The 25227-nt window shown below is 61.0% G+C and carries 17 protein-coding genes, 1 other RNA gene and 2 pseudogenes; 16 read left to right on the forward strand and 4 right to left on the reverse strand.

Features of this window, described 5'->3' with window-relative positions:
- Positions 1 to 61 precede the first annotated feature (61 nt).
- From J3T93_RS06585 to leuA, 8 genes and pseudogenes are all read left to right on the forward strand, one after another.
- The gene (locus J3T93_RS06585; protein ID WP_267431032.1) at positions 62 to 1051 is read left to right on the forward strand and encodes a phosphotriesterase family protein; all 990 of its coding nucleotides are present in this window, start codon (positions 62 to 64) and stop codon (positions 1049 to 1051) included.
- A gap of 5 nt (positions 1052 to 1056) precedes the next feature.
- Positions 1057 to 1731 (forward strand): 3-dehydro-L-gulonate-6-phosphate decarboxylase, encoded by a 675-nt coding sequence (locus J3T93_RS06590; RefSeq protein WP_267431033.1) that lies wholly within the window; start codon positions 1057 to 1059, stop codon positions 1729 to 1731.
- The gene (locus tag J3T93_RS06595; protein WP_267431034.1) at positions 1728 to 2597 is read left to right on the forward strand and encodes an L-ribulose-5-phosphate 3-epimerase; all 870 of its coding nucleotides are present in this window, start codon (positions 1728 to 1730) and stop codon (positions 2595 to 2597) included. The genes J3T93_RS06590 and J3T93_RS06595 overlap by 4 nt, the downstream gene beginning before the upstream one ends.
- A gap of 212 nt (positions 2598 to 2809) precedes the next feature.
- Positions 2810 to 3766 (forward strand): annotated as a pseudogene (locus tag J3T93_RS06600) (sugar kinase).
- Positions 3767 to 3898: 132 nt separating this feature from the next.
- Positions 3899 to 5260, forward strand: a complete 1362-nt coding sequence (locus J3T93_RS06605) for an MFS transporter (protein WP_267399239.1) — start codon at positions 3899 to 3901, stop codon at positions 5258 to 5260.
- Between the two features lie 94 nt (positions 5261 to 5354).
- On the forward strand, positions 5355 to 6047 hold the full coding sequence (locus J3T93_RS06610) for an L-ribulose-5-phosphate 4-epimerase (RefSeq protein ID WP_267431035.1): 693 nt from the start codon (positions 5355 to 5357) through the stop codon (positions 6045 to 6047).
- Positions 6048 to 6154: 107 nt separating this feature from the next.
- On the forward strand, positions 6155 to 6775 hold the full coding sequence (locus tag J3T93_RS06615) for a DUF5701 family protein (RefSeq protein WP_024626962.1): 621 nt from the start codon (positions 6155 to 6157) through the stop codon (positions 6773 to 6775).
- A 252-nt stretch (positions 6776 to 7027) separates the two neighbouring features.
- Positions 7028 to 8938: a 2-isopropylmalate synthase gene (gene leuA, locus J3T93_RS06620; protein ID WP_267431036.1), complete on the forward strand. Its 1911-nt coding sequence runs from the start codon at positions 7028 to 7030 to the stop codon at positions 8936 to 8938.
- Between the two features lie 84 nt (positions 8939 to 9022).
- Here leuA and J3T93_RS06625 read toward each other — a convergent pair whose 3' ends face one another.
- On the reverse strand, positions 9023 to 11263 hold the full coding sequence (locus tag J3T93_RS06625) for a transglycosylase domain-containing protein (protein WP_267431037.1): 2241 nt from the start codon (positions 11261 to 11263) through the stop codon (positions 9023 to 9025).
- Positions 11264 to 11456: 193 nt separating this feature from the next.
- Here J3T93_RS06625 and J3T93_RS06630 point away from each other — a divergent pair, with 193 nt between their 5' ends.
- Positions 11457 to 12599 (forward strand): inositol-3-phosphate synthase, encoded by a 1143-nt coding sequence (locus J3T93_RS06630; protein ID WP_267431038.1) that lies wholly within the window; start codon positions 11457 to 11459, stop codon positions 12597 to 12599.
- Between the two features lie 221 nt (positions 12600 to 12820).
- Here the strand turns inward: J3T93_RS06630 and glf are convergent, their stop codons facing one another.
- Complete coding sequence (gene glf / locus J3T93_RS06635) at positions 12821 to 14020, reverse strand: UDP-galactopyranose mutase (protein ID WP_267431039.1); 1200 nt, start codon at positions 14018 to 14020, stop codon at positions 12821 to 12823.
- Positions 14021 to 14584: 564 nt separating this feature from the next.
- Here glf and J3T93_RS06640 point away from each other — a divergent pair.
- From J3T93_RS06640 to J3T93_RS06670, 7 genes and pseudogenes are all read left to right on the forward strand, one after another.
- Positions 14585 to 15592 (forward strand): zinc ribbon domain-containing protein, encoded by a 1008-nt coding sequence (locus tag J3T93_RS06640; protein ID WP_267431040.1) that lies wholly within the window; start codon positions 14585 to 14587, stop codon positions 15590 to 15592.
- A gap of 39 nt (positions 15593 to 15631) precedes the next feature.
- The gene (locus J3T93_RS06645) at positions 15632 to 17170 is read left to right on the forward strand and encodes a zinc ribbon domain-containing protein (RefSeq protein ID WP_267431041.1); all 1539 of its coding nucleotides are present in this window, start codon (positions 15632 to 15634) and stop codon (positions 17168 to 17170) included.
- 227 nt (positions 17171 to 17397) lie between these two features.
- An RNA gene (gene ffs, locus J3T93_RS06650) (signal recognition particle sRNA small type) lies at positions 17398 to 17487 on the forward strand.
- A gap of 168 nt (positions 17488 to 17655) precedes the next feature.
- Positions 17656 to 18675 carry a phosphatase PAP2 family protein gene (locus J3T93_RS06655; protein ID WP_267431042.1) on the forward strand — a complete coding sequence of 340 codons (1020 nt, stop codon included), beginning with the start codon at positions 17656 to 17658 and terminating at the stop codon, positions 18673 to 18675.
- A 149-nt stretch (positions 18676 to 18824) separates the two neighbouring features.
- Complete coding sequence (gene topA / locus J3T93_RS06660) at positions 18825 to 21701, forward strand: type I DNA topoisomerase (protein ID WP_267431043.1); 2877 nt, start codon at positions 18825 to 18827, stop codon at positions 21699 to 21701.
- A pseudogene (gene tmk / locus J3T93_RS06665) lies at positions 21698 to 22351 on the forward strand (dTMP kinase); the annotation flags it as partial. The gene topA and the pseudogene tmk, both read left to right, overlap by 4 nt.
- A 302-nt stretch (positions 22352 to 22653) precedes the next feature.
- Complete coding sequence (locus J3T93_RS06670) at positions 22654 to 23814, forward strand: DNA polymerase III subunit delta' (protein WP_267431045.1); 1161 nt, start codon at positions 22654 to 22656, stop codon at positions 23812 to 23814.
- Between the two features lie 7 nt (positions 23815 to 23821).
- Here J3T93_RS06670 and J3T93_RS06675 read toward each other — a convergent pair whose 3' ends face one another.
- The gene (locus tag J3T93_RS06675; RefSeq protein WP_267431046.1) at positions 23822 to 24883 is read right to left on the reverse strand and encodes a LacI family DNA-binding transcriptional regulator; all 1062 of its coding nucleotides are present in this window, start codon (positions 24881 to 24883) and stop codon (positions 23822 to 23824) included.
- 47 nt (positions 24884 to 24930) lie between these two features.
- Positions 24931 to 25197 carry an HPr family phosphocarrier protein gene (locus tag J3T93_RS06680; protein ID WP_267431047.1) on the reverse strand — a complete coding sequence of 89 codons (267 nt, stop codon included), beginning with the start codon at positions 25195 to 25197 and terminating at the stop codon, positions 24931 to 24933.
- Positions 25198 to 25227 lie beyond the last annotated feature (30 nt).

Here is a 25227-nt window from a genome sequence, read left to right on the forward strand (position 1 = left end):
ATGGAAAAGCCTAAAGACCGGTGCCGCGAAGTCGCAGAGCACAAACAACAAAGGAGTTCACATGGCATTCGCACGAACCATTCTGGGTGATGTCGATCCGAGCACGCTTGGCGTAGTCAACAGCCACGACCATCTGATCCGGGTGGGAGCCGGTGAGGTCTACCTGGACAAGGACCACCAACTGGATTCAGTCGAGAAGGCAGAGACCGAGGCCGGCTATTTCGCCAAGGCCTCGCTGAACTGGAGCAAGCAGGGCGGCACCGTGGTGGATATGTGCCCCATCAACTGCGGCCGTGACATCGAGAAGCTGGCCGAGGTGGCCCGCTCGGTGGAGAACCTGCAGATCATAGGGGCTACCGGCTTCCACCGTGAGCATGTCTACCTGGAGACCCAGTCCCACTGGATCAACCGCTACAGCGTGGATCAGATCGCCGACCTGGTCATCGCCGATATCCGTGAGGGCATCGACCGCAACGACTACACCGGCCCCCTGGTGGATCGCAGCCCCTATAAGGCAGGTGTTATCAAGATCGGCACTGCTTACGGCGAGATCACGCCCTTCGAGCACAAGTGCATGGAGGCTGCCGCCAAGGCGGCCATCGAAACCGGCGCTCCCATCAACACGCACACCACCTATGGAACCTGTGGTCTGGAACAGGCCCAGACCCTGATTGGACTGGGGGTCCCCGCCGACCAGATCGCCATCGGCCACATCCAGCGCAATGCCGATGTCTACTACCTGGAGGAGATCCTGGATCTGGGCGTTTACCTGGAAATCGACGGCACCAACAGGATCAAGTATCAGCCCGATTCCAACAGGATGATGGAGCTCAAGGCTTTCAAGAAAGACGGCTACGAGGACCGTATCCTCCTGGGCACGGACTCGGGCAAGCGCTCCTACCAGAAGGTCTACGGCTCTGTGAGTGGCGTGGACTACAACCCGGCAGTGGACGGCCCCCGCATGATCGCTGAAGACTTTGATCCCGACTACGTGGACAAGCTGCTCATCCGCAACGCCCACAACTTCTTCTCCTTCCGTAAGGAGGCCTGAGCGCGATGGCAGCAGACAAGACCCTGGAACGCCCCCAGCTGCAGATCGCGCTGGACACCTTTGATATGCCCTCGGCTCTGAGGCCTCTGAATGCGGCCGTGAGCCAGGTGGATGTCATCGAGTGCGGAACCGTCCTGATCATCGCCGAAGGGCTGAGAGCCGTGCGCGAGATCCGTGCCCTCTATCCCAATAAGACCATCCTGGCGGATGTCAGGATCGCCGAGGCCGGTGCGGTCATCTCCCGCGCCTGCTTCGAGGCGGGTGCCAGCTGGGTCTCGGTGGTCGCCGGGGCTAGCATGACCACGGTCGAACAGGTGGTGAAGGTGGCCCAGGAGTCCGGCGGCGAGGTCCAGATTGAGCTGGGCGAAACCTACGATCCCGAACAGGCGCGCGAATGGCGGCGACTTGGAGCCACCCAGGTCATCGTCCACCGTTCTCGTGATGCTGAAGCGGCCGGAAAGCTGACCTGGGGGGAGGACGACAAGGACCGCATCCGTCAGCTGCATCAGATGGGCTTCAAGGTCACTGTGACCGGCGGGGTCACGGCCAAGGACCTGCCCTTCTTCCAAGGAGTTCCCGTCGGAGTGGTGATTTCGGGTCGCGGCATTGTCAAGGCTGACGACCCCCTGGCCGCTGCGACCGAGCTGCGGGAGACCATTGGCAGGGTGTGGCCGCAATGAGTGGCAGTGTCACCCTGGGCATCTATGAGAAGGCCCTGAAGTCCCCCGCCGAGCCGGATGATTGGGATGCGTTCATGTCCCAGGTGGTGGCCGATGGGTTCACCTTTATGGATCTGTCCATTGACGAAAGCGACAAGCGGATGGCTCGCTTGGACTGGACGGCTGCCCAGGCTTCCGCCTTCCGTCAGGCCGCTGACCGCCAGGGCGTCCGGGTCGGAGGGATCTGCCTGAGCTGCCACCGCAAGGTGGGCCCCGGCTCCGCCGATCCGGCTGTCCGCCGTCAGGCCTATGAGATCTTCCTCAAGGCGATCGATCTGGCTCATGAGGCGGGCATTCCCTTGATCCAGGTAGCTGGTTACTACGCCTACTACGAGGACCCTGATCCTGACCAGCGCGCCAGGTATGTGGAGGTTCTGGCCAGGGCGGCTGAGTATGCGGCCCAGGTCGGCGTCATGCTGGGTATAGAGAATGTGGACGGCAATGACATCACCTCCATCACCAAGGGTCTGTCCATCTGCGACCAGGTCGGGTCCTCCTGGCTGAGCATGTACCCGGATATCGGCAACCTTTATGAGCAGGAGCTGGATGCCGTGGCTGAGCTCAGGGCTGGAGCCGGCAGAATGCTGGCCATCCACGTCAAGGATGTGCTCCCAGGGCAACCCCGTCGCATCACCATGGGCGAGGGCTGTGCCGACTTTCCTGTGGCTTTCGCCGAGCTGGCCCGGCAGTCCTGGTCGGGGCGGATCATGCTGGAGATGTGGAACGATGATTCGGACCAGGCCGATCAGATCGTCATGAATGCAAGGGAGAAAGTGGAAACCTGGTTGCGAGGGGCCGACATAGATGTGCTCGATCCCAAAGGCTGAGGTAAAGGTCGCAGCCGTCACGGTTGCGACCCGGGGGTGGTTGTGCCGGTCCTCCACCCCCTTGGCATCGGCAGGGAGGCAATGATGCCAGCGGTCGCCCTTGATGGGTCGACCCGATCGGTGCGAGTTTGAATGTGACAGGTCGTAATACGGACTGAAGCGGACGTCGTGGTCCATCCTAGAAAAGCGACCGTGTAGACAAGGAGCAAGTGATGGCAGAACATGCATATGACCTTTCGACCATAGGAGAGGGGCAGATCAGGCTCACGGTCAGGAGGGGGGAGCGGCTGATGAACGCCCGGTCGGTCCTGATGAATCCCGCCTGTTCCGAGGCCAATGTGGCTGGAGTCCTAGCCCAGCTTCAGCGCAGGACCCTGTGGACCTCCTCACTGCCAGAGGGGGACTTGGGCGAATACGTCCTGAGCGAGTACAGGTCCGTGGGCGTTGACCTGAGCACCATGGTCCGCAAGCCGGCCAGCCGGATCGCCCTCTACTTCATGGAGCCGGGCGAGCCCCCTATGCCGGCCAACGTCATCTATGACCGCGAGTACACCCCCTTCAGATCGACGGGGATCGATGATTACGACTGGGACCGGATGCTGGACACCCGCCTGCTTTTCCTGACCGGGATCACGGCGGCCCTGACCGATACCACAGCCCAGGTAGTGACCTATGCGGCCGAACAGGCGGACAAGCGCGGCATCGACATCGCCCTTGACGTGAACTTCCGCAGCAAGCTCTGGACCGGTGACTAGGCCAGAAAGGTCCTGGAGCCCATTGCCCACAAGGCCCGCATTCTCTTCTGCTCCATCAAGGACGCCAAAAGCGTCTTCGGCATCGAGGGGACCGGCGAGGAGGTTTGCGAACAGCTCTACCAGCGCTTCGGCAACGAGTACATCGTTTCCACCAATCACCTGGATGGTCCTTACCTGAGGACCTCCAAAGGAATCAAGAAATACGTCACCACCACGGTTCCGGTGGTGGACCGTCCCGGCGCCGGGGACTCCTTCGTGGCTGCCACTCTCCATGGCTTCCTCTCCGATGATGTGGAGTGCGGTGTCAGATGGGGGCAGCGGGCCGCCGAGTACGCCCTGACGCATATGGGCGATCTGACCCGTATCCGCGCCCAGGAACTTGATATTCCGCTGGGCGGGGATATCAATCGCTGACCGTTCCTTCACGATCCAGGCCCGTCGCAGCCTTCTCCAAGGTCGGAGAAGGCGGCCTGGATCCTCAGGTCAGACCATACCGGGGTCGGGCCGCCATCATCATGATCATCCGAGAAAGAAAAGCAACCCATTATGAGCGATACACATGTCACACAGGCCGGGGAGCTGCTGACCGCTTACGAGCAGATAGACTCTCGTCCCCTGACCGGACATCAGAAAAGCATCATCGGCCTGGCCATAGCCGGCAACATATCCGAATTCTTCGATATGTTCCTGATCGGTTTCGTGGTCTCCCTCCTGACTTCGGCCTGGCACCTGACCGGGGTCTCCGCAGGAATCATCCTGGCCTGCTCCGGGCTGGGCACAGTCATCGGATCCATCCTCTGGGGGCGTTTGGCCGATCGCTTCGGCCGCAAGCATGCCTTCCAGTGGTGTGTCCTCTGCTTCGTGGTCTTTACGGCCCTGTCGGTCTTCCTGCCTGACGGTGCCTGGATCCTGCTGGCCATCCTGCGCATAGGCGTGGGCATCGGCGTAGGCGGCCTTAACATTATCTCCATTCCCTACGTCCAGGAGTTCGTCCCGACCAGGCAACGCGGCATGCTCTCCGGCTTGGCCTCGGTCTTCATTCCTATGGGTCTGCTCCTGGGATCCGTCTCGCAGAGCCTGATCGGCGACAATTGGCGCGTGCTGGTGGCCCTGGGCGTTATCCCCGTCCTCCTTCTCTTCTGGCTGGCGACGGTGCCTGAGTCCCCCCGTTTCTACCAGAGTGTGGGACGTGACGACGATGCCCGCAAGGCCTTGGCCTGGGCTCTGGAGCTTCCTGTGGACCAGGTCGGTGCCCTGCCCGAGGTTGAGCAGGAACAGAAGGCCAGCTATCGTCTGCTCTTGTCCAAGCATTTGAAGCCGCTGGTCATCATTTCTGTCGGATCCTTCTGCTTTATTCTGGGTTCCTTCGCCATCCAATCCTGGGGTCAGACGCTGATGAAGGATGCCTTCGGTTTTTCAACGCAAATGGTGGCCTACCTGTTCATGGGCGTCTCCGTGGCCGACTGCATAGGCAGATTCGGCTCTGCCTGGCTGGCTGACATCATCGGCCGGCGTTGGACCATGTTCTCCTTCGGCATCATCGGGGCCCTGGGTTGCTTCTATGCAGCTTTCTTCCACAATTCCGGCTGGCAGTTCTACATCGCCGTCCTGGTCATCATGACCTTCGCAGACGGCGTCTTCGGCATCCTCAACGCTTTCGGTGGCGAGCAGTTCCCCAACGATGTTCGCTCTACCGGACTGGGATTGGGATACGGCATCGGTGCCACAGCCAAGATAGTAGGCCCTATATTCATGGGGCTCCTGGTGGGCGGCGACTATGTCTCCCAGCACATCAACATCGGCGTTGTCACCACGGCATTCACCTTCTTCGGTGTCTGCCTGGTCATCGGCGCTGTTATATACCTCTTTGCCCAGGAGACCAAGGGCAAGGATCTGGAAAGCCTGTGAGGACGGGCAGCAGGGTCTGCGCACACAGGTAAGCAAACCGGGCCGGCTTTTCACAGGGAGGGTCGGCCCCATATTGGGAATGGTGGTGGTTCTTATGACGTCCTTGGCTGATTTTCCTGATGAGGTACGTGTTGAAGTGGGGCTGGTCCGTGAGCATGTTGCCGCCCTGCATGACCAGCTGATCAAGTGGGGGCTGGTGGTGTGGACGGCCGGGAACGTCTCGCAGCGTCTGCATTCGGCCGACTTGCTGGTGATCAAGCCGTCCGGGGTGCGCTATGAACAGTTGACGCCGGAATCAATGGTGGTTACGGATCTGGAAGGGCATGTGGTGGACGGATCTGCCACCCCCTCCTCGGATGTGTTTTCACATGCCTACATCTACCGGCATATGCCTGAAGTGTTTGGCGTGGTGCATACGCATTCGACCTTTGCGACGGCCTTTGCTGCAGTGGGCCGGTCAATTCCATGCGTATTGACGATGATGGGTGACGAGTTCGGTGGTCCGGTGCCGGTGGGGCCCTTCGCCCTGATCGGTTCAGACCAGATAGGTCGTGGGGTGGTCGAGACCCTGGCGGAACATCCGGGCAGCCCTGCGGTGCTCATGCGCAATCACGGCCCCTTCACTGTCGGTGCTGATGCTGAGGCTGCGGTTAAGGCGGCGGCGATGACGGAGGAAGTGGCGCGTACGGTGTGGGCTGCCGAGCAGATCGGTACGCCAGTGCCCCTGTCTGACGAGGATGTGGCCAGTCTGAACGACCGCTACCAGCACGTGTACGGCCAGCGCTGACTTTGGTTGAGACGCCTCGCCTGGGCAAGGGGGCTTCTCCAAGGCTCCGGGGTGGGTGTCGACAGCGTGGGTGCTTGTCGCGGCGGATTCGAATTAGACTGGAGGCCATGACCAGATCTTCCCAAGAGGTGCAGCGGCAACTGGATCGGATCGTGGCCTTGGGCTATCCGGATGTGGCGGACATCAGCGCCGCTGCTTTCAGAGCCTTAGCCCAGCCCCTGATCTCTGCGCTGGAGTCCACTGAGCTAGGCGAGCAGATCCTGCTTATCCCCACCAGGGAGCTGGTCTCGCCCGAATCGCTGATCGCCCGGACCAGCATCAATCGCATGGCGGGCTTTACCACCATGCCGCCGCGCGACATCGCCAGCTTCCTGCCTCAGAACGGGTTTGAGCCGCCTGAAGGGCCCTTTTACATTGTCTTGGAGCCACATACCGGCACCTGCTACACCAACCGAGAACCGGACGTGGCTCGCAAGCTGATCGACTCCGACGACCGGCTCCCTCTGACCTTGGAGGAGGGTCTGGCCATCGCCACCCAGCATCCCGACTGGCTGGCAGTCAAGAATGGCTTCAACCTGCTGGGTTCCCACAGCGCCGATGGGCGCGTGCCCAGCATCTGGATGAGCCAGAACGCCCCCCGCCTAGGTTCGGTCTGGCCCAACTCGCGTCACACCTGGCTGGGCAACGCCTACTGCGAGGGGCGTCGCGGCGTCTCCCTCTTCCAGTGAGTCATTTGCAATGAACCTTATGCAGTGAGCATTCTTCGGTGTTTGTGCCGTGTGGTGTTTGCAATGCGGGCAACTGCGCAGATCATGCCGGTCCCTGTGCGCTCGCCTTCCTCTGCGTCGGAATGCGGACCTGGACCGCATATCCCGGCTCTCCTCCGGTAGAATAATGGCACCCCCGGTACGGTTTCGGCCTGCCCGAATACTATTGCCGGGTGACATTGTGGTTTCCGACGAACGAAAGAAGGAGGAGAGATGGATCAGGATCGTGCATCCGTGTTTGATCTTGCGGCCCAGGCCGCGGCGTCCAATGGAGGGAACAACGACCTGCTGCTGCCTCCCCCCAGGTTCGTGGGTTCGCCGCAAAAGCCCAGCGCCATGCCCTACAACAAGTATGTGGCCTACAACAAGCAGGTCCCCTTTGACTATCCGCAGCGTACCTGGCCGGGCAAGACCCTGAAGCGGGCGCCCCGCTGGTGCTCGGTGGATCTCCGTGACGGCAACCAGGCACTGGTCGACCCCATGGATTCCGAGCGCAAGCTGAGATTCTGGAATCTGCTGATTTCCATGGGCTTCAAGGAGATCGAGGTGGGCTTCCCCTCGGCCTCCGAGACCGATTACGACTTCATCCGCTTGTTGATAGAACGCGAGCTGATTCCCGACGACGTGACCATCGTGGTCCTTACCCAGGCCCGCGAGCACCTGATTCGCCGTACATATGAGGCCCTGCGTGGGGCCAAGCGGGCTGTGGTCCACTTCTACAACTCGGTTTCGGTCCTGCAGCGGGAAGTCGTCTTCCACAAGGACAAGGCCGGTATTAAGAAACTGGCCACCGATGCCGCCGAACTCTGCCGCTCCCTGGAGGCCGATGCCGGGGGCGCTGATCTTTCCTATGAGTACTCGCCCGAGTCCTTCTCCGGCGCAGAGCCCGAGTATTCTCTGGAGGTCTGCAACGCGGTCATCGACGTGATCCGGCCCACGCCGGAGCATCCCATGATCATCAACCTGCCCAATACCGTGGAGATGACCACCCCCAACGTCTTCGCCGACGAGGTGGAGTACATATCCACCAACCTCAAAGATCGGGATGCGGTGGTGCTTTCCCTGCACCCCCACAACGACGAGGGCATGGCTGTGGCCGCCACCGAGCTCAGCCTGCTGGCCGGGGCCGACCGGGTGGAGGGCTGTCTGCTGGGCAATGGCGAGCGTACCGGCAATGTTGACATTTGCACGGTGGGGCTGAACCTGCTGGTCCAGGGGATCGATCCCCAGCTGGACTTCTCCGACATGCCCGGCATCCGTCGGACGGTGGAGTACTGCAATCAGATCGCCGTCTCCGAGCGGCACCCCTATGCGGGCAACTTCGTCTTCACAGCCTTCTCCGGCTCTCATCAGGATGCCATCAAGAAGGGGTTGGATGCCCGGCAGCAGGCGGCTTTGCGTGCCAATGCCAACCCCGATGACTTCCTCTGGCTGGTGCCCTACCTGCCCATCGACCCCAAGGATGTGGGCGGCAGCTATGAGGCCATCATCCGGGTCAACTCCCAGTCGGGCAAGGGCGGCATGGCCTATCTGCTCAAGGCCAACCATCATCTGGATCTGCCCAAGCGTCTTCAGGTGGAGTTCGAACGGCTGGTCCAGAGCTATGCCGACAGGACCAAGCGCGAGGTCAAGGATGCTGACATCTGGCGGCTCTTCAAGGATGAGTACCTGCCCGTCGAGGCCGGGGGAAGCGTGGTCGGCGGCGAGTCCATGGCCGATCAGCGTGATGAGACTCTGCATCAGTGGGGACGTTTCAAGTTGCTGAATGTGGCAGTCACCTCCGGCGAGGACGGCTCCGACACCGTGCTGGATGCCACCCTGCTGGACCGAGGACTTGCCCCAGGCGATCCTGAGGAGCGCCGTCGTGTTCAGGGGCACGGGAACGGCCCGATTGCGGCCTTCCTGGATGCACTCAAGTCCTTGGACCAAACCGTCTCCGTCCTGGATTACGCCGAGCACGCCATGACCGCCGGCACGGATGCTCTGGCGGCTTCCTATGTGGAATGCCAGGTGGGCGAACCGGCCAGGTCCCGGGTGATCTGGGGCGTGGGCATCGATTCGTCCATCTCCACCAGCTCCCTCAAGGCCATTATCTCGGCGCTCAACCGCTTCCAGCGCGGCTGAAGGCCAGAAAAACCGATACCGGTCTTTCAGGTCCGGTCCGGACGTACAACTACGCCCGGATCGGACCAAATTGTTTGGAGCGGTTTACTGCTGGGATGGCTGACCTTCGGAGTCGCCCTGAGTGCTGCCTTCGTTGCTGCCTTCGGTGTTGCCGCTGCTGTTCTCGTTCCCGGTTCCGCCCCCGGCGTCCGAACCGTTGCCGGAGCCGGACTGACCCTGCTCCGGGTTCTGCCGTTGGACGCGTTGCTGGGGGGTGTATGTGTATTCGCGCCTGGGCGTGTACGAGTAGCTCTGCCGGTAACCGGTGCCCCAGCTGCCGTCCGGCCCGCCGATCTTGCCATGGTCGACGGCTGCTGGGAAACGTTCCACAGGGGTGTTGCCCAGAGCCGGTTTCATGTACTGGGTGAAGAGCTGGACCGGGTAGAACTCGTTCTGATAGAGATCAGGGACCTTCAGGGCGCTGCCATCCTGTCCCTGGTTCCAGACGGCGAAGGTGGTCAGAAGCGAGGGGGTGAACCCGATGAAGGAGATGGCGGTCTGGTCATTGGCCGTGCCTGTCTTGCCGGCGATGGGCCGGCCCAGGGAACGCGCATAGGATGCGGTGCCGTACTGGACTGTGGTGGTCATGGCTTTCTGCAGCAGGGCTACCTGTTCGGCATTGAAGACCTGATCCGACTGGACGGCTGCCGTGTAGAGCTCCTGATCCTTGGCATCCTTGACCTCGGCTACCAGATGCAGCAGGGGGCGCTTGCCCCCGTTGGCCAAGGTGGCGTAGCCTTGGGTCGCGTCATAGACGGAAAGGGCATCCAGACCCAAGGTATCGAAGGTGGTCGTGTCGTCGATCTTGCCCGTGATGCCAGCGGTGTGTGCCAGCTGAGCCGTCTTCTGCGAGGTCACGTGCTCGCCCAGGTCCATGAAGACCGTGTTGACCGAGTTGGCGAAGGCCGAGTAGAGGTTGATGTACCCGTAGCTGACCTGCCCGGCGTTGGCGACGGACTTGCCTACGCTGGAGAAAGTGCGCGGCGAATTGCCGTTGAAGACCGTGTTCAGGCTGACCCCATCCTGGATGGCCCCAAGGAGGGTGTAGGCCTTCATGGTCGAGCCGACCTGGAAGGTCGCCTGATCCACGTTGTTGAGCTGGTGGGTCAGGTAGTCGTCACCGGCGTACAGGGAGATGATGGCCCCGGTCTTGGGGTCGACCGAGAGCCCCCCGATTTGCAGAGTGGGCGGCAGATGCTTGTTCCCTGTGGACGGGCTGGCCACCTGAAACATCAGATCCTGCTTGTCTTTTTGGATGGTGGTGATGATCCGGTAGCCGCCCGTATCCAGGTCGTCTGCGGTGAAAGGAGCCTTCTTGCCCGATGACAGTTCGTTGCGGACCATGCGCAGTAGGTAGCCATTGGGACCTTGATAGACGTTCTCCGGGGAGTACTTGATGGTCTGGGGCATCTGGGCGCCGAGTCGGTCCTTGTGGCTGATGTAGTGGTCCTCTTCCATGATGCCCAGCACCCGGTGGAAGCGTGATTCGGCCTGTTTGGGGTTGACCGCTGGATCCCAGGAGGCCGGTGCAGGAATGATGCCAGCCAACATGGCCGACTCGGGCATGGTCAGGTCCTTGGCATCCTTGCCGAAGTAATTCTGGGCGGCGGCCTGGATCCCGTAGGCGCCACGGCCGAAGTAGATGGTGTTCATGTAGTTGCACAGGACTGTGTCCTTGCTCTCGGTCCTGGAGATCTTCAAAGAGAGGATGGCCTCGCGCAGCTTGCCCTTGTAGGAGGTGGTCTCGCCCAGATAGTAGCGCTCAGCGTACTGCTGGGTGATGGTGGATCCGCCCTGCCGGGTGCCCTTGGTCACGTTGTTGAGCAGGGCCCGACCGATGCCCTTGAGGTCGATGCCGTTGTCTTTATAGAAGGAGCGGTTCTCCGAAGCGACGACTGCATTGCCCACATACTTGGGCAGGACAGCGCAGTCGATGATTTCCCGGTTCTGGTCGGCATAGGTTCCAATGGGGGTGGTGCCGTCCGCATAGTAGACCGTGGTCTTTTGCGCTAGTGCCTGCTTTTCCGGTGGGATGATTTCAGTGGTCAGATACAGGTACGCGAAGGCCGCCGCTCCGGCGACCAGCACCAGTCCCAGCAAAGCCAGGGTCCACTTAAGCACACGATGCGACTTGCGGGGTCGTCCGCGACGGGGGCCGCCGCCACGAGGATTCCGGTCGGCATGCCGCGAGGTGAGCCTGTCGGTGCGATTCCTGCCGCCGCGCGTCCCGGATCGGGTCCTGCGTGAGGGCGAGGTCGAACTGACTGAACGAGTCTGATTGGCCATGCCAACCACGCTATCCGGCAGGGCTGAAAACTGTTCGACCTAGGGCTGAACGTTCATCATCTTCGTACGTTTGTGCCCAGCTCGAAGCGAGTTCTGCTACTGAGTGCGAAGATACGGTTTAATTCCATTCATGCTTTCCATCGGGAGAAGGTATGCTTAAGTTGGAATAACTCAGTAAATCAGAGGAGTTTGTATGAGCATCCGTGTAGCTATAGCGGGCGTGGGCAACTGCGCTTCCTCGCTGGTACAGGGAGTCGAGTATTACAAGGACGCCAAGGATGATGACAAGATCCCCGGCATCATGCACGCCAATTTCGGCGGCTACCGAATTCGTGACGTGGAGTTCGTGACCGCCTTCGATGTGGATTCACTCAAGGTTGGCAAGGACTTGAGCGAGGCCATCTTCGCCTCGCAGAACAACACTTACAAGTTCTGCGACGTTCCCAACAAAGGCGTGAAGGTGCTGCGCGGGCCGACCGGCGACGGGTTGGGCGAGTACTACAGCAAGATGATCACCGAATCGGACGCCGAGCCTGTTGATGTGGCCCAGGTTTTGCGCGACAAGAAGGTCGATGTACTGGTCTCCTACCTGCCCGTCGGCTCTGAGCAGGCTGACAAGGCCTATGCCACCGCTGCCATCGAGGCAGGGTGCGCCTTCGTCAACTGCCTGCCCGTCTTCATCGCCTCCGACCCCGAGTGGGCCCAGAAGTTCCGCGATGCCGGCCTGCCCATCGTAGGCGACGACATCAAGAGCCAGGTGGGCGCCACTATCACACACAGGGTCATGGCCCGCCTCTTCGAGGATCGCGGCGTGCGTCTGGACCGCACCTACCAGCTGAACGTGGGGGGCAACATGGACTTTATGAACATGCTGCAGCGCTCTCGTCTGGAATCCAAGAAGGTTTCCAAGACCCGTGCCGTTACCTCTATCGTTCCTCATGATATGGATCCCCACAACGTCCACATCGGTCCCTCTGACTACGTGGCTTGGCTGGATGACCGCAAGCTGGCCTTTGTGCGTCTGGAAGGCACCACCTTCGGCGATGTTCCTCTGAATCTGGAGTACAGGCTGGAAGTCTGGGATTCACCTAACTCGGCCGGCATCGTCATCGATGCCCTGCGTGCCGCCAAGATCGCCCTGGACCGCCACCTGGCCGGCCCGGTGCTGGCCCCCAGCTCCTACTTCATGAAGTCCCCCGCCGTCCAGCATGAGGACAACGAGGCCCGTCAGCTGGTCGAGGATTACATCGCCGGCAAGGTGGAGGGCGACGAGAGCGCCCTGGATGCCGATGTCAAGGCCGCCAAGGAGAACGGCAAGGACGTCTGGCACGCCTGAGCCTGTAGATTCTGCCTGATTGATGTCTGGGGCGCCCCGTCCAAGGTCGCCCCGGTGTCACGAATGGCAGATGCTTGGTTTGGAAAGAGGCCGGTCGCTTTCCATAGGCGGCTGGCCTCTTTGTATTCTTACCCGGAAGAGTGGCTCCGGATTTGCTGGCTCAACCCGGCGCTGGACTCTTCAGTCTCAGGCTCCCTTCAAGAAATCCCGCTAAATTGCCTCTAGAAGATCGTCAGGGGTGCAATCAGGGTTTCAGTCCTGGTGTGGCCTACCAGGGGAGCGATCCGCTTGTCCCAGGCATCCAAGGCTGAATTGATGACCTGGTGCATGTCGTAGTAAGCGTAGGTGCCCAGGCGGCCGCCGAAGACCACTTTCGGCTGCTGAACGGCCAGTTGCCTGTACTGGGTATAGAGGGCCCGATCGTCACCCGTGTTGATGGGGTAGTAGGGCTCGTCGCCCTTGCCGGCGAAGCGGCTGTATTCCTCCCAGACCACGGTACGCTCATGGTTCTGTCGGTCGTAGCGTTCGGGATTGAAGTTCTTGAACTCGATGGCGCGGGTGTAGGGCACGTCAGGATCGGAGAAGTTCATGACCGGGCAGCCGAAGTGGTCGTCCTCGTCGTAGCGGCGCTCCTTGAAGTCCACGGTCCGCCACTTGAGCTCACCCAGGCGGTAGTCGAAGTAGCGGTCGACCGGGCCCGTGTAGACCACGGGGACCCGCCCCACCAGCGCATCCCGGTTCCAGGGCTGGGAGTTGTCGAAGAAGTCGGTTTTCAAGCTCACCTGGATGCGTGGGTCGTCGATCATCCTCTCGAACCAGGCGGTGTAGCCGTCCTTGGGCAGGCCTTCCCAGGTGTCCTTGAAGTAGTGGTTATCGTAGTTGAACCGCACCGGAAGCCGCTTGATGATCGAGGCGGGCAGCTGGGAGGGGTCGGTCTGCCACTGCTTGGCCGTGTAGTTCTTGATGAAGGCCTCATACAGGGGGCGGCCGATCAGAGAGATGCCCTGATCGTTCAGGTTGCCCGGGTCGGTCCCGGCCAGCTCGCCGGCCTGCTCCCGGATCAGTTCTCGGGCCTGCTGGGGGGTGTAGTGGGCGTGGAAGAACTGGTTGATGGTCCCCAAGTTGATGGGCAGGGGGTAGACCTCGCCCTTGTGGGTGGTGTAGACCCTGTGGGTGTAGTCGGTGAATTTGGTGAAGCGATTGACATACTCCCAGACCTTGCGGTTGGAGGTGTGGAAGAGGTGGGCCCCATACTTGTGGATTTCGGCCCCGGTTTCCTCGTCCATATAGGAGTAGGCGTTGCCGCCGATGTGGTCGCGTACGTCGATGATCCGCACCCGGGCGCCGGAATGCTCGACCGCCTGCTGGGCCACGGTCAGGCCAAATAGGCCGGCGCCCACAATTACCAAATCCGCGTCCATGATCCTCCTTGGTTCGCCTGCACTATTTTCATTTCGTGCATTCCCGACTGACAGTGGTTCTTCATGCTCGTACACCTTAAGCAGCAAGCCGACGAGCGGCAACCCCAATCTTATCGATCCCCCGCCCTGCCCTCCGCAATACGCAGCCGAATGGAGCTGCTGGACCTGTGGCCGCAGGGTGCCGAGAACCAGGACTGTTCCGGTCAATTGAAGAGCTCCTGCCGGCAGAGGGCGGGATTGCGTTGGTGGGCATCCCGGCATGAACCGCAGTCGCAATAAGAGCAGGATGTCGTCAAGCGGCTGTCGTCTTGTTTGCGGAAAGCGCTTGTCATGGCAGGCAGCCTGCAATCGTAGCGGTGGCACTTGTCAATCTTTCGACTGAGCCGGCGGTCTGCCTGTGCGTGGAAAAGGAAGGGACGTGGGGCCGTGTTCATATTCCCGGCACGAGATAGGCAACCGGCATGCACAGGTTTGATGTTCACAGTTTGTGATTATATGGTAAAAGTCTGCCTTGGGCTTATCCAGGCCCGGGGAGGGAACGAGTCAGAGAAGGATGACCGAATCATGAAGGTATGCGCATCATGCCAGGCCGAGAACCCGGATAACGCGAAGTTCTGCCGCAGATGCGGTACACCGCTTGCAAAACAGGAGCAGGATGCGCCTGTTGCCGACCAGAGTTCAGACTCAGCCGAGCAGTCGCAACAGCCCCAGCTTCAGCATGAGGCTACGGTTCAGCAGTCTCGGCAGGGAATCGACCCTAGGATCAATGACGAGCTTTCGGGCGATTCAGAAGCCCAGACTTTTGCAGATCATTCGGCTCAACCGTTCTGGCACGGCCAAGCGGCCCAGCCCATGCAGAGTCGCCTTCAGGAGTCTGTGCCCGGTGCGGCTCCAGGCATGGCATCAGCCCAGCAGAATGCGTCCACCCAGGCCAATCTCTTCTTTAACTGGTTGCTGGCTGCATTGAAGAAGCCCAGCCTGCGCATGATCAAACCTGCTTGGTACGCCTGCCTGCCCATACTGATGGAGGCTATAATTGTCTCGTTCCTGGTTACGATCTGGGCCTCGCAGGCGGTCTCCGTCGTTTCGCATGCAACCAGTTCCTTGGCTTCGATGATGGACTATCCTTCCCCTTCGGCTTCGACTGGCTCCTCAAGCAGCCTCGCCCTTTTCATCCGTGGCTTCATCGCTATGGCCGTGGTGCTGTACGCCATGGTTCTTATCGTCTTTTTGGGAAAAAAGATCTACGGTGATCCTGACGGCTTGCGGCAGGTGCACGATGCCTTTGGGCAGATCATGATTCCGGCCGTCCTCTTCCATGCGGTGCTGCTTCTGCTCTCCTTGGTCGGCGCCTCACTCGTGGCCGGCATCATATTCCTGCTCAGCTTCGGCCTGATGGCCATGATCCCTTCCTATCTGATAGCCACCTCCAGCAACCACCGCAAGCTGGACTCCTTCTGGCTCTGGATCATCTTCATGGTCGTGGCCTTCCTGATCCTCCTGCTGATGATGATCATCGTTCTGGGCATCGCCGGCACCGCCTTCATGAGCGCCATGTTCTCTATGTTCTGACGGCGGCTGCGACATGCAAGGGAACAGCAAGGAAGAGAGGTGAAGACAGCTATGTTCTGCACCAATTGCGGGGCCAAAATCGAGCCTGATGCCCAGTTCTGCATCTCCTGCGGGCACCCGCTGACGCCGGTGGCCGGCCAAGGTGCGGCTCCGGATGCTGATGACGCTGCGGTGGATGCCAATGTCGAAGGGGGCGGGGAGGCTGACGGCACGCTCGCCGAAGCCCATGCGCCGCTCAGCGAAGCAACTTCCCAGGCGGCTGCCGGAGGCGGTGCAAACGAGCCTGCTGCTCTGCCTGCTCCCGGGAGAGAGGTATCCTCCGCCGAGAACGACCCTAAGGTTCGGTCCCTTTCCCTGGAAGCGACGGACACTGCGGATATGGCGGACGCGGATCGACCTACTGCGATCCTGCCACAGGTCGGGCAAGCCATGGCCGACGAATCCGAGACATCGCCCCTGTCTGATTCCCCGGCCCAGACCCAGGCGGCCGTGGCTGTCCCGGTCGCACACAAGATGCGGCGGCGGACCCTCATCATTTGGAGCACGCTGATTGGTCTTGCCGTCATCCTTGTTGGCGCTTATCTGATACTCAAGAATACGGTCTTCACGCCGTCCGGGCAGATCAATGCGTACGTCTCCGCTGTATCCAGCGGGGATTACCAGCGGGCTAATAAGCTGGTGGACCCCGGTGTGGCCAACGACTCGCGCGTGCTGCTGACCAACGGCTATGCCAAGAATGCCGGCTCGCGCATCAAAAACGTCGAGATTGGCCCTCTGGTCCGAAACACGCAAGCCCCCGGCTACCAGGTGCAGATCTCCTATACGGTCAACGGGGCCAAGCAATCCAAGATGCTGTATGTGCAGGCATCAGGCAAGCAGTTCCTGATTTTCGACTCCTGGAGGATCATCACCCCCCTGACCACCAGGATCAAGGTAGCCGCCCCCAAGATCGTTGACGACATCGAGGTCAATGGCATCAATGTTAAGCTGTCCAAGGCCGGGATGAACAAAGAAGTCGTCACCCCGCCCTCTGATGCCTCCTCCGGTAGCATTGATGAGGTGCGCTACAGCTCAATGGATCAGTACACCTTGCCAGTCTATCCAGGCGTGGCCAGGGTAAAGCTCGCCAATGCCCAATACGTCCAGGCCCAGCCGGTCAAGATCAACGATCCCCAGACAGTCGCTTACATCGCCCCTCAGGCCACGGACGCATTGAAAAAAGGAATTCTGGATCAAGTCCAGCATCATATCGATGAATGTACGGCCTCCACTGCGACGAAGATGGCCGGCTGCTCCTTCTCCAACGGCGGCTTCAACGATTATGGCGATCCGGCCTATACGAACATCAAACGGACCGTCAGTACCCCGCCCACCTTGGAAAGATTGGATTTGAGCGCTGGCGAGTTCCAAACCGGTCTGATTCAGACCCATATCGGCTATCAGTATCGCTTCAATGAGAATGAAGACTGGAAGGACGACACAACCTCGGCATCCGACTACCTGACCGGCTCTTTCACAATCGGGGACGACGGCGAACTGAGCGTCAAATTCAGCGATCCAGGCAGGTATTACTATTGATCCACAGCCAAGTCGCCGGGTCAACTGGCCTGCGCGCATGAGCCCGGGCAGCTACCTGATGCGCTCAGCCAATGAATAGCGCTGGTCTTGAGAGTTGTTGCCAGACTCGGCTTAGGGCAGGCCGCCCTCATGCCGGAGGACGGTTTAGGCCGCAGACGACGGGTGTCCCTGCGCTCTGTTCGGCACGTCCTAATGGACAATCGGAGACGGTCTGCTATCATGGTGACTTGCTCTCACGTGGCGTCATATCACCTAATCCCCCAGGGCAGGAATGCAGCAAGGGTACGTGACCTCTGGCGGGTGCGTGGGAGTTTTCCTTATGCGGTCGTATATGTGGCGATGGTGTTGTCGGGCGGCCAATAATGGGCTTTGCTCGCCTTTTCCGTGTCGGCTGAGGGCGGGTCGCTGTGAGAGTCGTGAAAGGAACGCGCTCGTCGGCCGGTAGCGTCGGGTGTCGGCCAAGGCGTTGGATAGAGTCTTGAGGTATGAGCAGCAAGCATAAGCAGGGCGAAGCACAGGAGACCTGGTACCGGGACCCGAATGAACAGACCGAAGGGGACGGCAGTCATGTTGACCGTGATCCCTTGACGTCCCGACCTCGGATTTCAGCCCTGGTTCTGTGCATGGTCGCGGGCCTGGCCTGTCTGGGTCTGGCTGCTTTTGTCTGGTGGGCGGCTGTTTGGACTGTTCCCGGGCAGACTTATGACGACATGGCCCTGACCAACTTCCGCGGTTTCCTTGACCAGGCGCCCCTGGTCAAGGCCTACCTGGGACTGTTCACTATTCCTTATTTGACTGTGGTGATCTGCGTGGTGCTGGGTCTTGCAGCTTTTGCGGTTGTTCTGGCGCGACACCGGTGGTGGCTGCTCGGCCAGGTTGCCGTATATGCTCTGATGGTCTACGGGGTGGCCCGCATTCTCAAACGCTTTCTGCCGCGTCCTGTGCTTATCCATGCCCAGGCCTCCGCATCCAACTCAACTCCATCCGGGCATACCGTCCTGGCTCTGGCGGTGGTCCTGGCCCTGCTCTGTGTGGTGCCGCGCGTTTGGAGGGCCCCGGTCGCCTTGGTGGGGTTCGCCTTTGACCTGTCCGTGGGCTGTTCGTTGGTGCAGGGTGGCTGGCATCGCCCCTCAGACGTGATTATGGGCATTCTTATTCCGACCGGTCTCTGTCTTATTGCTCTGGCCGCTACGCGGGGAACCGGGATGGATGTTCCTGGGACCAGGATGTCATCGGCTTCGATTCAGATTGTCTCCACCCTGATGCTGGTTGCGGGTTTCCTGGGGATTCTCTACGCCTGCTATGTCATCTGGCAGGTCAGTCCTGGGCTGGAGATCGGAGCCCGGTGGACGGCCTACGGGGTCCATTGCTCGGCCGTCATAATGATGGCATCTGTGCTGTCGCTGACCCTGGGACTGGTTCTGGCGATAAGGCAGATCACGGCCTCGCCTCTGACCAGGATGGGCCTTGTCGGTCGGCCTCCGGCTCCGCCCCAGAACGACTGAGGCTGATCCCTGGGAGCACTGATCGCCGCTGACTCATCCGCCATCAGACGCAGGGATTCCACACCTGTGCACATGACCCCTTGATTTGCATGGTGACGGAACCTCGTGAGTAAGATGGCGTGCGAAAGACCACGATATAAGGAGAGGTCATGGCATCCGGCAATAAGCTCGTCATTGTTGAGTCGCCAACCAAGGCAAAGAAGATCGGCGGGTACCTGGGCAAGGGCTACACGGTCATGGCCTCAGTGGGTCATATCCGCGACCTGGCCCAGCCATCGCAGATCCCGGCTTCCCATAAGAAGGCCTACGGCAAGTTCGGCGTAGACGTGGATGATGGCTTCAAGCCCTATTACATCGTGGACGATAAAAAGAAACACACGGTGTCCGAGCTCAAGAAGGCGCTGAAGAACGCTGACGAGCTCTATCTGGCCACTGATGAGGATCGGGAAGGGGAGGCCATCGCCTGGCACCTGGTCCAGACCCTCAAACCCAAGGTGCCGGTAAAACGCATGGTCTTTCATGAGATCACCCCAGAGGCCATCAAGAATTCGCTCAAGCACACCAGGGACGTGGATGCCCACATGGTTGATGCCCAGGAGACCCGCAGGGTCCTGGATCGGCTCTATGGCTACGAGCTCTCACCGGTGCTCTGGCGCAAGGTAGGTCCGGGGCTGAGCGCCGGACGTGTTCAGTCTGTGGCGACTCGGCTGATCGTGGAGCGTGAGCGTGAGCGTATGGCCTTCGTCAAGGCCTCCTACTGGGATCTGTTGGCGCGTTTGGTGCAGAAGGATGCCGGGGAATCGGCGCCGTCGAGTGGTTTTCAGGCACGAATGATCGGTCTGGGGGAGCAGCGGCTGGCGGTCTCCAAGGACTTCACATCCAAGGGTCAGCTGACGGAAACGGCCACCAAGGAGCAGGTCCTGCAGCTGGACGAGCAGCATGCCCGGAACCTTGCTGAGGCGCTGAAGGAGCAGGACTTCACAGTGACGGGTATGGAGACCAAGCCATATCGGCGGCGTCCTCAGCCCCCCTTCACTACATCTACCCTGCAGCAGACGGCTGGCAACCGGCTGGGCATGAGTTCACGGGCCACCATGCGCGCTGCCCAGGGGCTCTATGAGAACGGGTTCATCACTTACATGCGTACGGATTCGGTCACCCTCTCCCAGGAGGCCATTGCCGCTGCCCGCAAGGGGGTCGAGCGTGAGTACGGCGCCGAATACCTTTCGGCTGAGTCCAAGCAGTATGTAACCAAGACCGCCGGCGCCCAGGAGGCCCACGAGTGCATCCGGCCCGCCGGTTCCACCTTTCACAGGCCTCAGGATCTGGCCGACCGTCTGGCTCCTGACCAGCTCAAGCTCTACACCCTGATCTGGCGGCGCACCCTGGCTTCGCAGATGGCCGACGCCACCGGGTCTACAGCCACCATCCGCCTGTCGGCGCAGGCAGGCAAAGAGGGTACGGCCCTCTTCCAGGCTTCAGGCACCGTCATCAAGTTCCCCGGCTTCCTCAAGGCTATGAGTGCAGGCTCTGAGCAGACCGATGAGGGTTCATCCCTGCCTCCGGTCCAGCAGGGGGACGTGCTTCGTGCCGCCTCGGCAGAACCTGACGGGCATGAAACCCAGCCGCCTGCACGCTACACCGAGGCCTCCCTGGTCAAGACCCTGGAGGCCAAGGAAATAGGCAGGCCCTCCACCTATGCCAGCATCATCTCGACCATCATCGATCGTGGATACGTCTATGAGCGCGGCCGTGCACTGATCCCCTCCTGGCTGGCATTTTCGGTAGTCAGATTGCTGGAGACCAATTTCCCCAGATATGTGGATTACCAATTCACGGCGCAGATGGAGAACGGCCTGGATATGATTGCCCATGGCAAGGAGCAGGGCAAGGACTGGCTGACACGGTTCTACTTCGGCTCAGGCCCGGGTGCCGCCCAAAACGCTGATCAGGCTCATCAGGGCTTGCAGGAGCAGGTGGCCCAGCTAGGAGACATAGACGCCCGCAAGATCAACACCATCGAGATTGGCGATGGCCTGCAGGTGAGGGTTGGCCGCTATGGTCCCTATCTTGAGGATACGGCCGACCTGGATGCCGACGGCAACCCCAAGCGGGCCTCGTTGCCGCCCACCATGGCTCCGGACGAGCTGACCGTGGCGGCAGGCCATGAACTGATTGCCGCCAATGCCGGCGGTCCCCGTCAGCTGGGCAAGGATCCGCAGACCGGCGGTCGGGTTGAGGTGCGTAAGGGTAGATTCGGGCCCTATGTGGCTCTGATCAGCCCCGAGGAGGAAGCGGCCGAGCAGAAAAAGCCGACCGGCAAGACTGCACGGACAACCAAGCAGGCCGGTCCCAAGCCCAAGATGGCCTCGCTCTTCAAAACCATGGATCCAGATACGGTCACCTTGGAGGATGCTTTGAAACTGCTCAGCCTGCCTAGGACGGTGGGCAGCATCGAGCTGACCGATGCCAAGACGGGAGAAACCGACCAGGCCACCGTCACGGCCAGCAACGGCCGTTATGGCCCCTATTTGACGGCCACTAAGACTGACGGCGGCACCGAGACGCGTTCGCTGACCGACGAGGGGCAGATTTTCACCATCGATCAGGCCGGGGCCAAAGCCCTCTTCGACCAGCCCAAGTACGGACGGCGTTCCCGGAGCGCGGCCAAGCCCCCTCTTCGTGAGCTGGGTACGGACCCGGACAGCGGCAAACCCGTCACCATCAAGGACGGGTTCTACGGTGTCTACATCACTGACGGGCAGACCAACAGGACCCTGCCCAAGCAGTACACGGCCCAGTCCATCGAGCCGGAGGTGGCCTTCCGCCTGCTGGCAGAGAAGCGCGCGGCTGGACCCGCCAAGCGACGCGGCCGGACCGCCCGCAAGTCGACTGCGCGAAAGTCCGCCGCCCGCAAGTCGGCGTCCAGCAAATCTGTAGCTGGCAAGTCGGCCAATCGTGCCCGTAAAACCACAAAGAAGGCCAAAACCGCCAAGACTTCCAAGAGTACGGAGCATAAGGCATGAGCGATGGTTTGTTCATTTCCTTCGAGGGCGTGGATGGTGCAGGCAAAACCACCCAGGTTCAACGAGCACATAACTATCTGCAGGAGTGCGGCCTGCGATCCCTGGTTACCCGCGAGCCAGGCGGCACCCCTGTCGGATTGACCATTCGGGAACTCGTCCTCCACGGCTTGGCCGCTTTTCCCTCGGTCGCCGTGACCGGAGGTACCGACGTGGTTGACGCCTCCGACGATCTGGCCCCCAGGACCGAGGCTCTGCTCTATGCGGCGGATCGGGCTGAGCATGTGGCCCAGGTGGTGCGTCCGGCTCTGGATCGCGGAGACATTGTGCTCTGCGATCGTTACTTGGATTCCTCAGTGGCCTATCAGGCCGGAGGCCGTGATCTGTCGGTGGGTGTGATTCGTCGGCTGAGTCTGTGGGCCAGTCAGGGCCTTCTGCCCAGGCGCACCTACCTGCTGGACGCGGATCCGTCTCAGTCCAAGTCGCGTCTGGACCATGAGCCCGATCGGCTGGAGTCGGCTGGCGACGACTTTCAGCAGCATGTGCGTCAGGCATTCCTGCAGCTGGCTCGGAGGGAGCCCGACCGGTTCCTGGTTATCGACGCCACCCAATCCATCGACCAGGTCTGGCAGATCATCCAGGACGATTTGGACAAGTTGGTCGAAGGGCGCGAGTCGGATCTGCCGCAGGTCGATGATGAGAATGACGACACTGATGCTCAGGACGATGCCGACGAGGATGAATCGACGGCAGGATATGAGGACGATGAGCAGAGTGCCGAGTCGGTCTGGACCGAGGCTGCGGATACGTCCGATCAGGCGCCGGAGGCTGATGCTGACCAGGATGACCAGCCCATCGAAGGCGAACCAGTCGGCGGCGATGCTGACGATGATTCGGCTCCTGCAGGTTCTCGCGCTCGCTGGCTGCTCCGGTCCCGGCTCCTGCGGAAGATCCGATGAGCGTCTGGGATGCTATTGTGGGCCAGCAGCCCACGGTCGAGCTACTCAAGCGGACGGTGGCCGCTCAGGCGCAAGGTCATGACGAGGTAGCGCAGTCCTGGTTGATCTGCGGCCCTCCTGGATCAGGGCGGTCCAATCTGGCCCGGGCATTCGCGGCTGCCCTGATCAGTCCTGACCAGGGATTGAGCGACCAGCCCACCCGCGTCACCCAGCAGGTCCTGGCCGGGACCCATCCAGACGTGACCATACTGGCCACCAACAAGGTCACCATCGGCATCGACGAAGTAAGAGAGCTGATCATGACCTCGGAGCAGATGCCTGCGACTTCGCGCTGGCGGGTCATCATCATCGAAGACGTGGACCGGATGCTCGAGCGGACCACCAATGTGCTGCTCAAGGAGATCGAAGAGCCGGCTGAGCGTACCATCTGGCTTCTTTGTGCACCCAGCGCCCAGGATGTGCTGCCCACCATCCGCTCACGGACCAGGGTGCTCAATCTGGCGGTGCCGTCCAACACTGCAGTGGCTGATTTTCTGACTGACCAGGTGGGGGTGGATCGGCCTCTGGCCGCCAAGGCTGCCCGTCTGGCCCAGGGGCACATCGGCATAGCCCGTCTCTACGCTACAAGGGATCAGGTCCTGGCCGATCGTGATGAGCTGGTGGTGGGCCTGCTGGGCCTGCGGCGTGCTTCGGATGCCGTGATTCTGGCTGGCCGGGTGGTTGATGCGGCCCGTGATCAGGCCACCGCTACCGTGGATGATGAGGTGGCTGGGGACGAGCGGGAGTTTCGGCAGATCAACGGTCTGAGTGACAAGGAACGCATCCCACGCCAGCTGCGCGGGGCCTACCATGCCTTGGGCGGCAAGGACCAGGTTCGTCGACGGGTGACAAGACTGACCAGGGATGTGTTGGACCGCAACCTGAGCACCCTGGCCAGCGTCTATCGGGATGTGGGCGTCCTGCAGAACGGCGCTGAGGAGAAAACCGGCTTGGTCAATCTGGAGAATCGGGCGGCAATCGCTGAACTGTCCGTCAGGCTTTCCAGGCAGGGGGCCATCGACCGCATTCAGCTGATTGCCCGTGCCCGCGAAAGACTCGCGGCCAACGGCGCGCCCCTGCTGGTCTTTGAGGCCCTCTTATGCGCCCTGCTGGTGTGAGCCGAATTCAATAGGTGAAGGTGCCGGGCGAGGTCATGTCGCTGCTGCCGATCCTTGGTGACCAGGTCGATTCCCTGCATTGCAACTGGGGCGGCAAGGCCACATGTGAGGGAAGGATGGATGGCCCTTTGGCATCAACCAGCCGCAGAGCCTCACGGACGATGTCCTCCAATGGCGGCCTGACTGCGGTCAGGGTCGGACTGCTTATCAGGCAGGCCGGGCTGTCGACGAATGTCGCAACCTTGAGCTGATCGGGAACCTGGATCCCCAGGTCCCGGCAGGCCATCAGGGCTCCCAGCGCCAGCGAGTCATCCCCGCAGATGATGGCATCTGGATGGCTGCTGCCATCGGCAAGCATGGCCATGACATTATCGTGGCCACGACGCATGCTGCAGGGGCCGAATTGGACCCAGTCCGGTTCTGGCGTAATGCCCAGAGTGTTGGTCAGGGTTGAGAAGGTGCTGAAAAGCTCTGTGGCGGCGCTGGTGTTCAGCTCGCGGCTCAGATAGGCTACGGCGTGCGCGTTCTGCTCGGCCAGGTGGGCGATGATCAGCCTCATGGAGGCCGCCTGGTCCATGCCGACCCAGCTGGTGTGATAGGAGAGCGGTTTGCCTCCTACTTGGACGACCGGCAATTCGGCGGGCAAATCGACTGGCATCCCGGACGGATCTTCATCCAGGGAGGGGACGACGATGATCCCCTCGGTCCGGCGGGCCGCCATTGACCTCATTGCAGCTTCAAGGGCCTGATTGCCGTCGACGGAGGCGACCATCAGATAACGGTGTTGTCCGGTCAGCCGCCGGCTCAGCAGATCCAGGATGGATCCTGCCACGCTCCCAGTAGCACCGCACAAAACCAGGCCCAAGGTCCTGCTGCGGTCCGAACGCAGGGCACTGGCAGCAAAATTGGCCGAATAATTGAGTTTCTCGGCCGCTGCGTGAACCCGTCGACTGATGTCGTCGTTTTTGCGTCTATGGCCGGAAAGAACGCGGGATACGGTTGCCGTCGAGACGCCCGCTAAGGCTGCGACGTTGGCAATGGAGGGCTGACTGTCCGCCGATCGTCCCATTGGCTGCTTAAAGGTCCTTTCCGCTAGCGCCTGATGCGGGCTGTGGGTTATTCGGCCTGGGTCAGCTTGGCCACCAAGGCATCTGCTACGGATCCAGCATCGTCCCCATCGACGGTCACGGTGACCTGGTCGCCCTTGGCGATGCCCAGGCTCATGACCATCAGGATGCTGCCCGCTTCCACAGGAGCTCCATCGCCCTTGGCTATGGTGACCTTGCAACCGCTTGATGCGGCGGCCTGCGAGAATTCCGAAGCGGGCCTGGCGTGGATGCCGACTGGATCGGTGATGATGGTGGATCGCTGTGCTGTTGCCATGATGATCAGCTCTCTCCGTGGTGGGGCCGG

The sequence above is a fragment of the Bifidobacterium sp. B4111 genome (genome assembly GCF_026537235.1).
GTDB lineage: Bacteria > Actinomycetota > Actinomycetes > Actinomycetales > Bifidobacteriaceae > Bombiscardovia.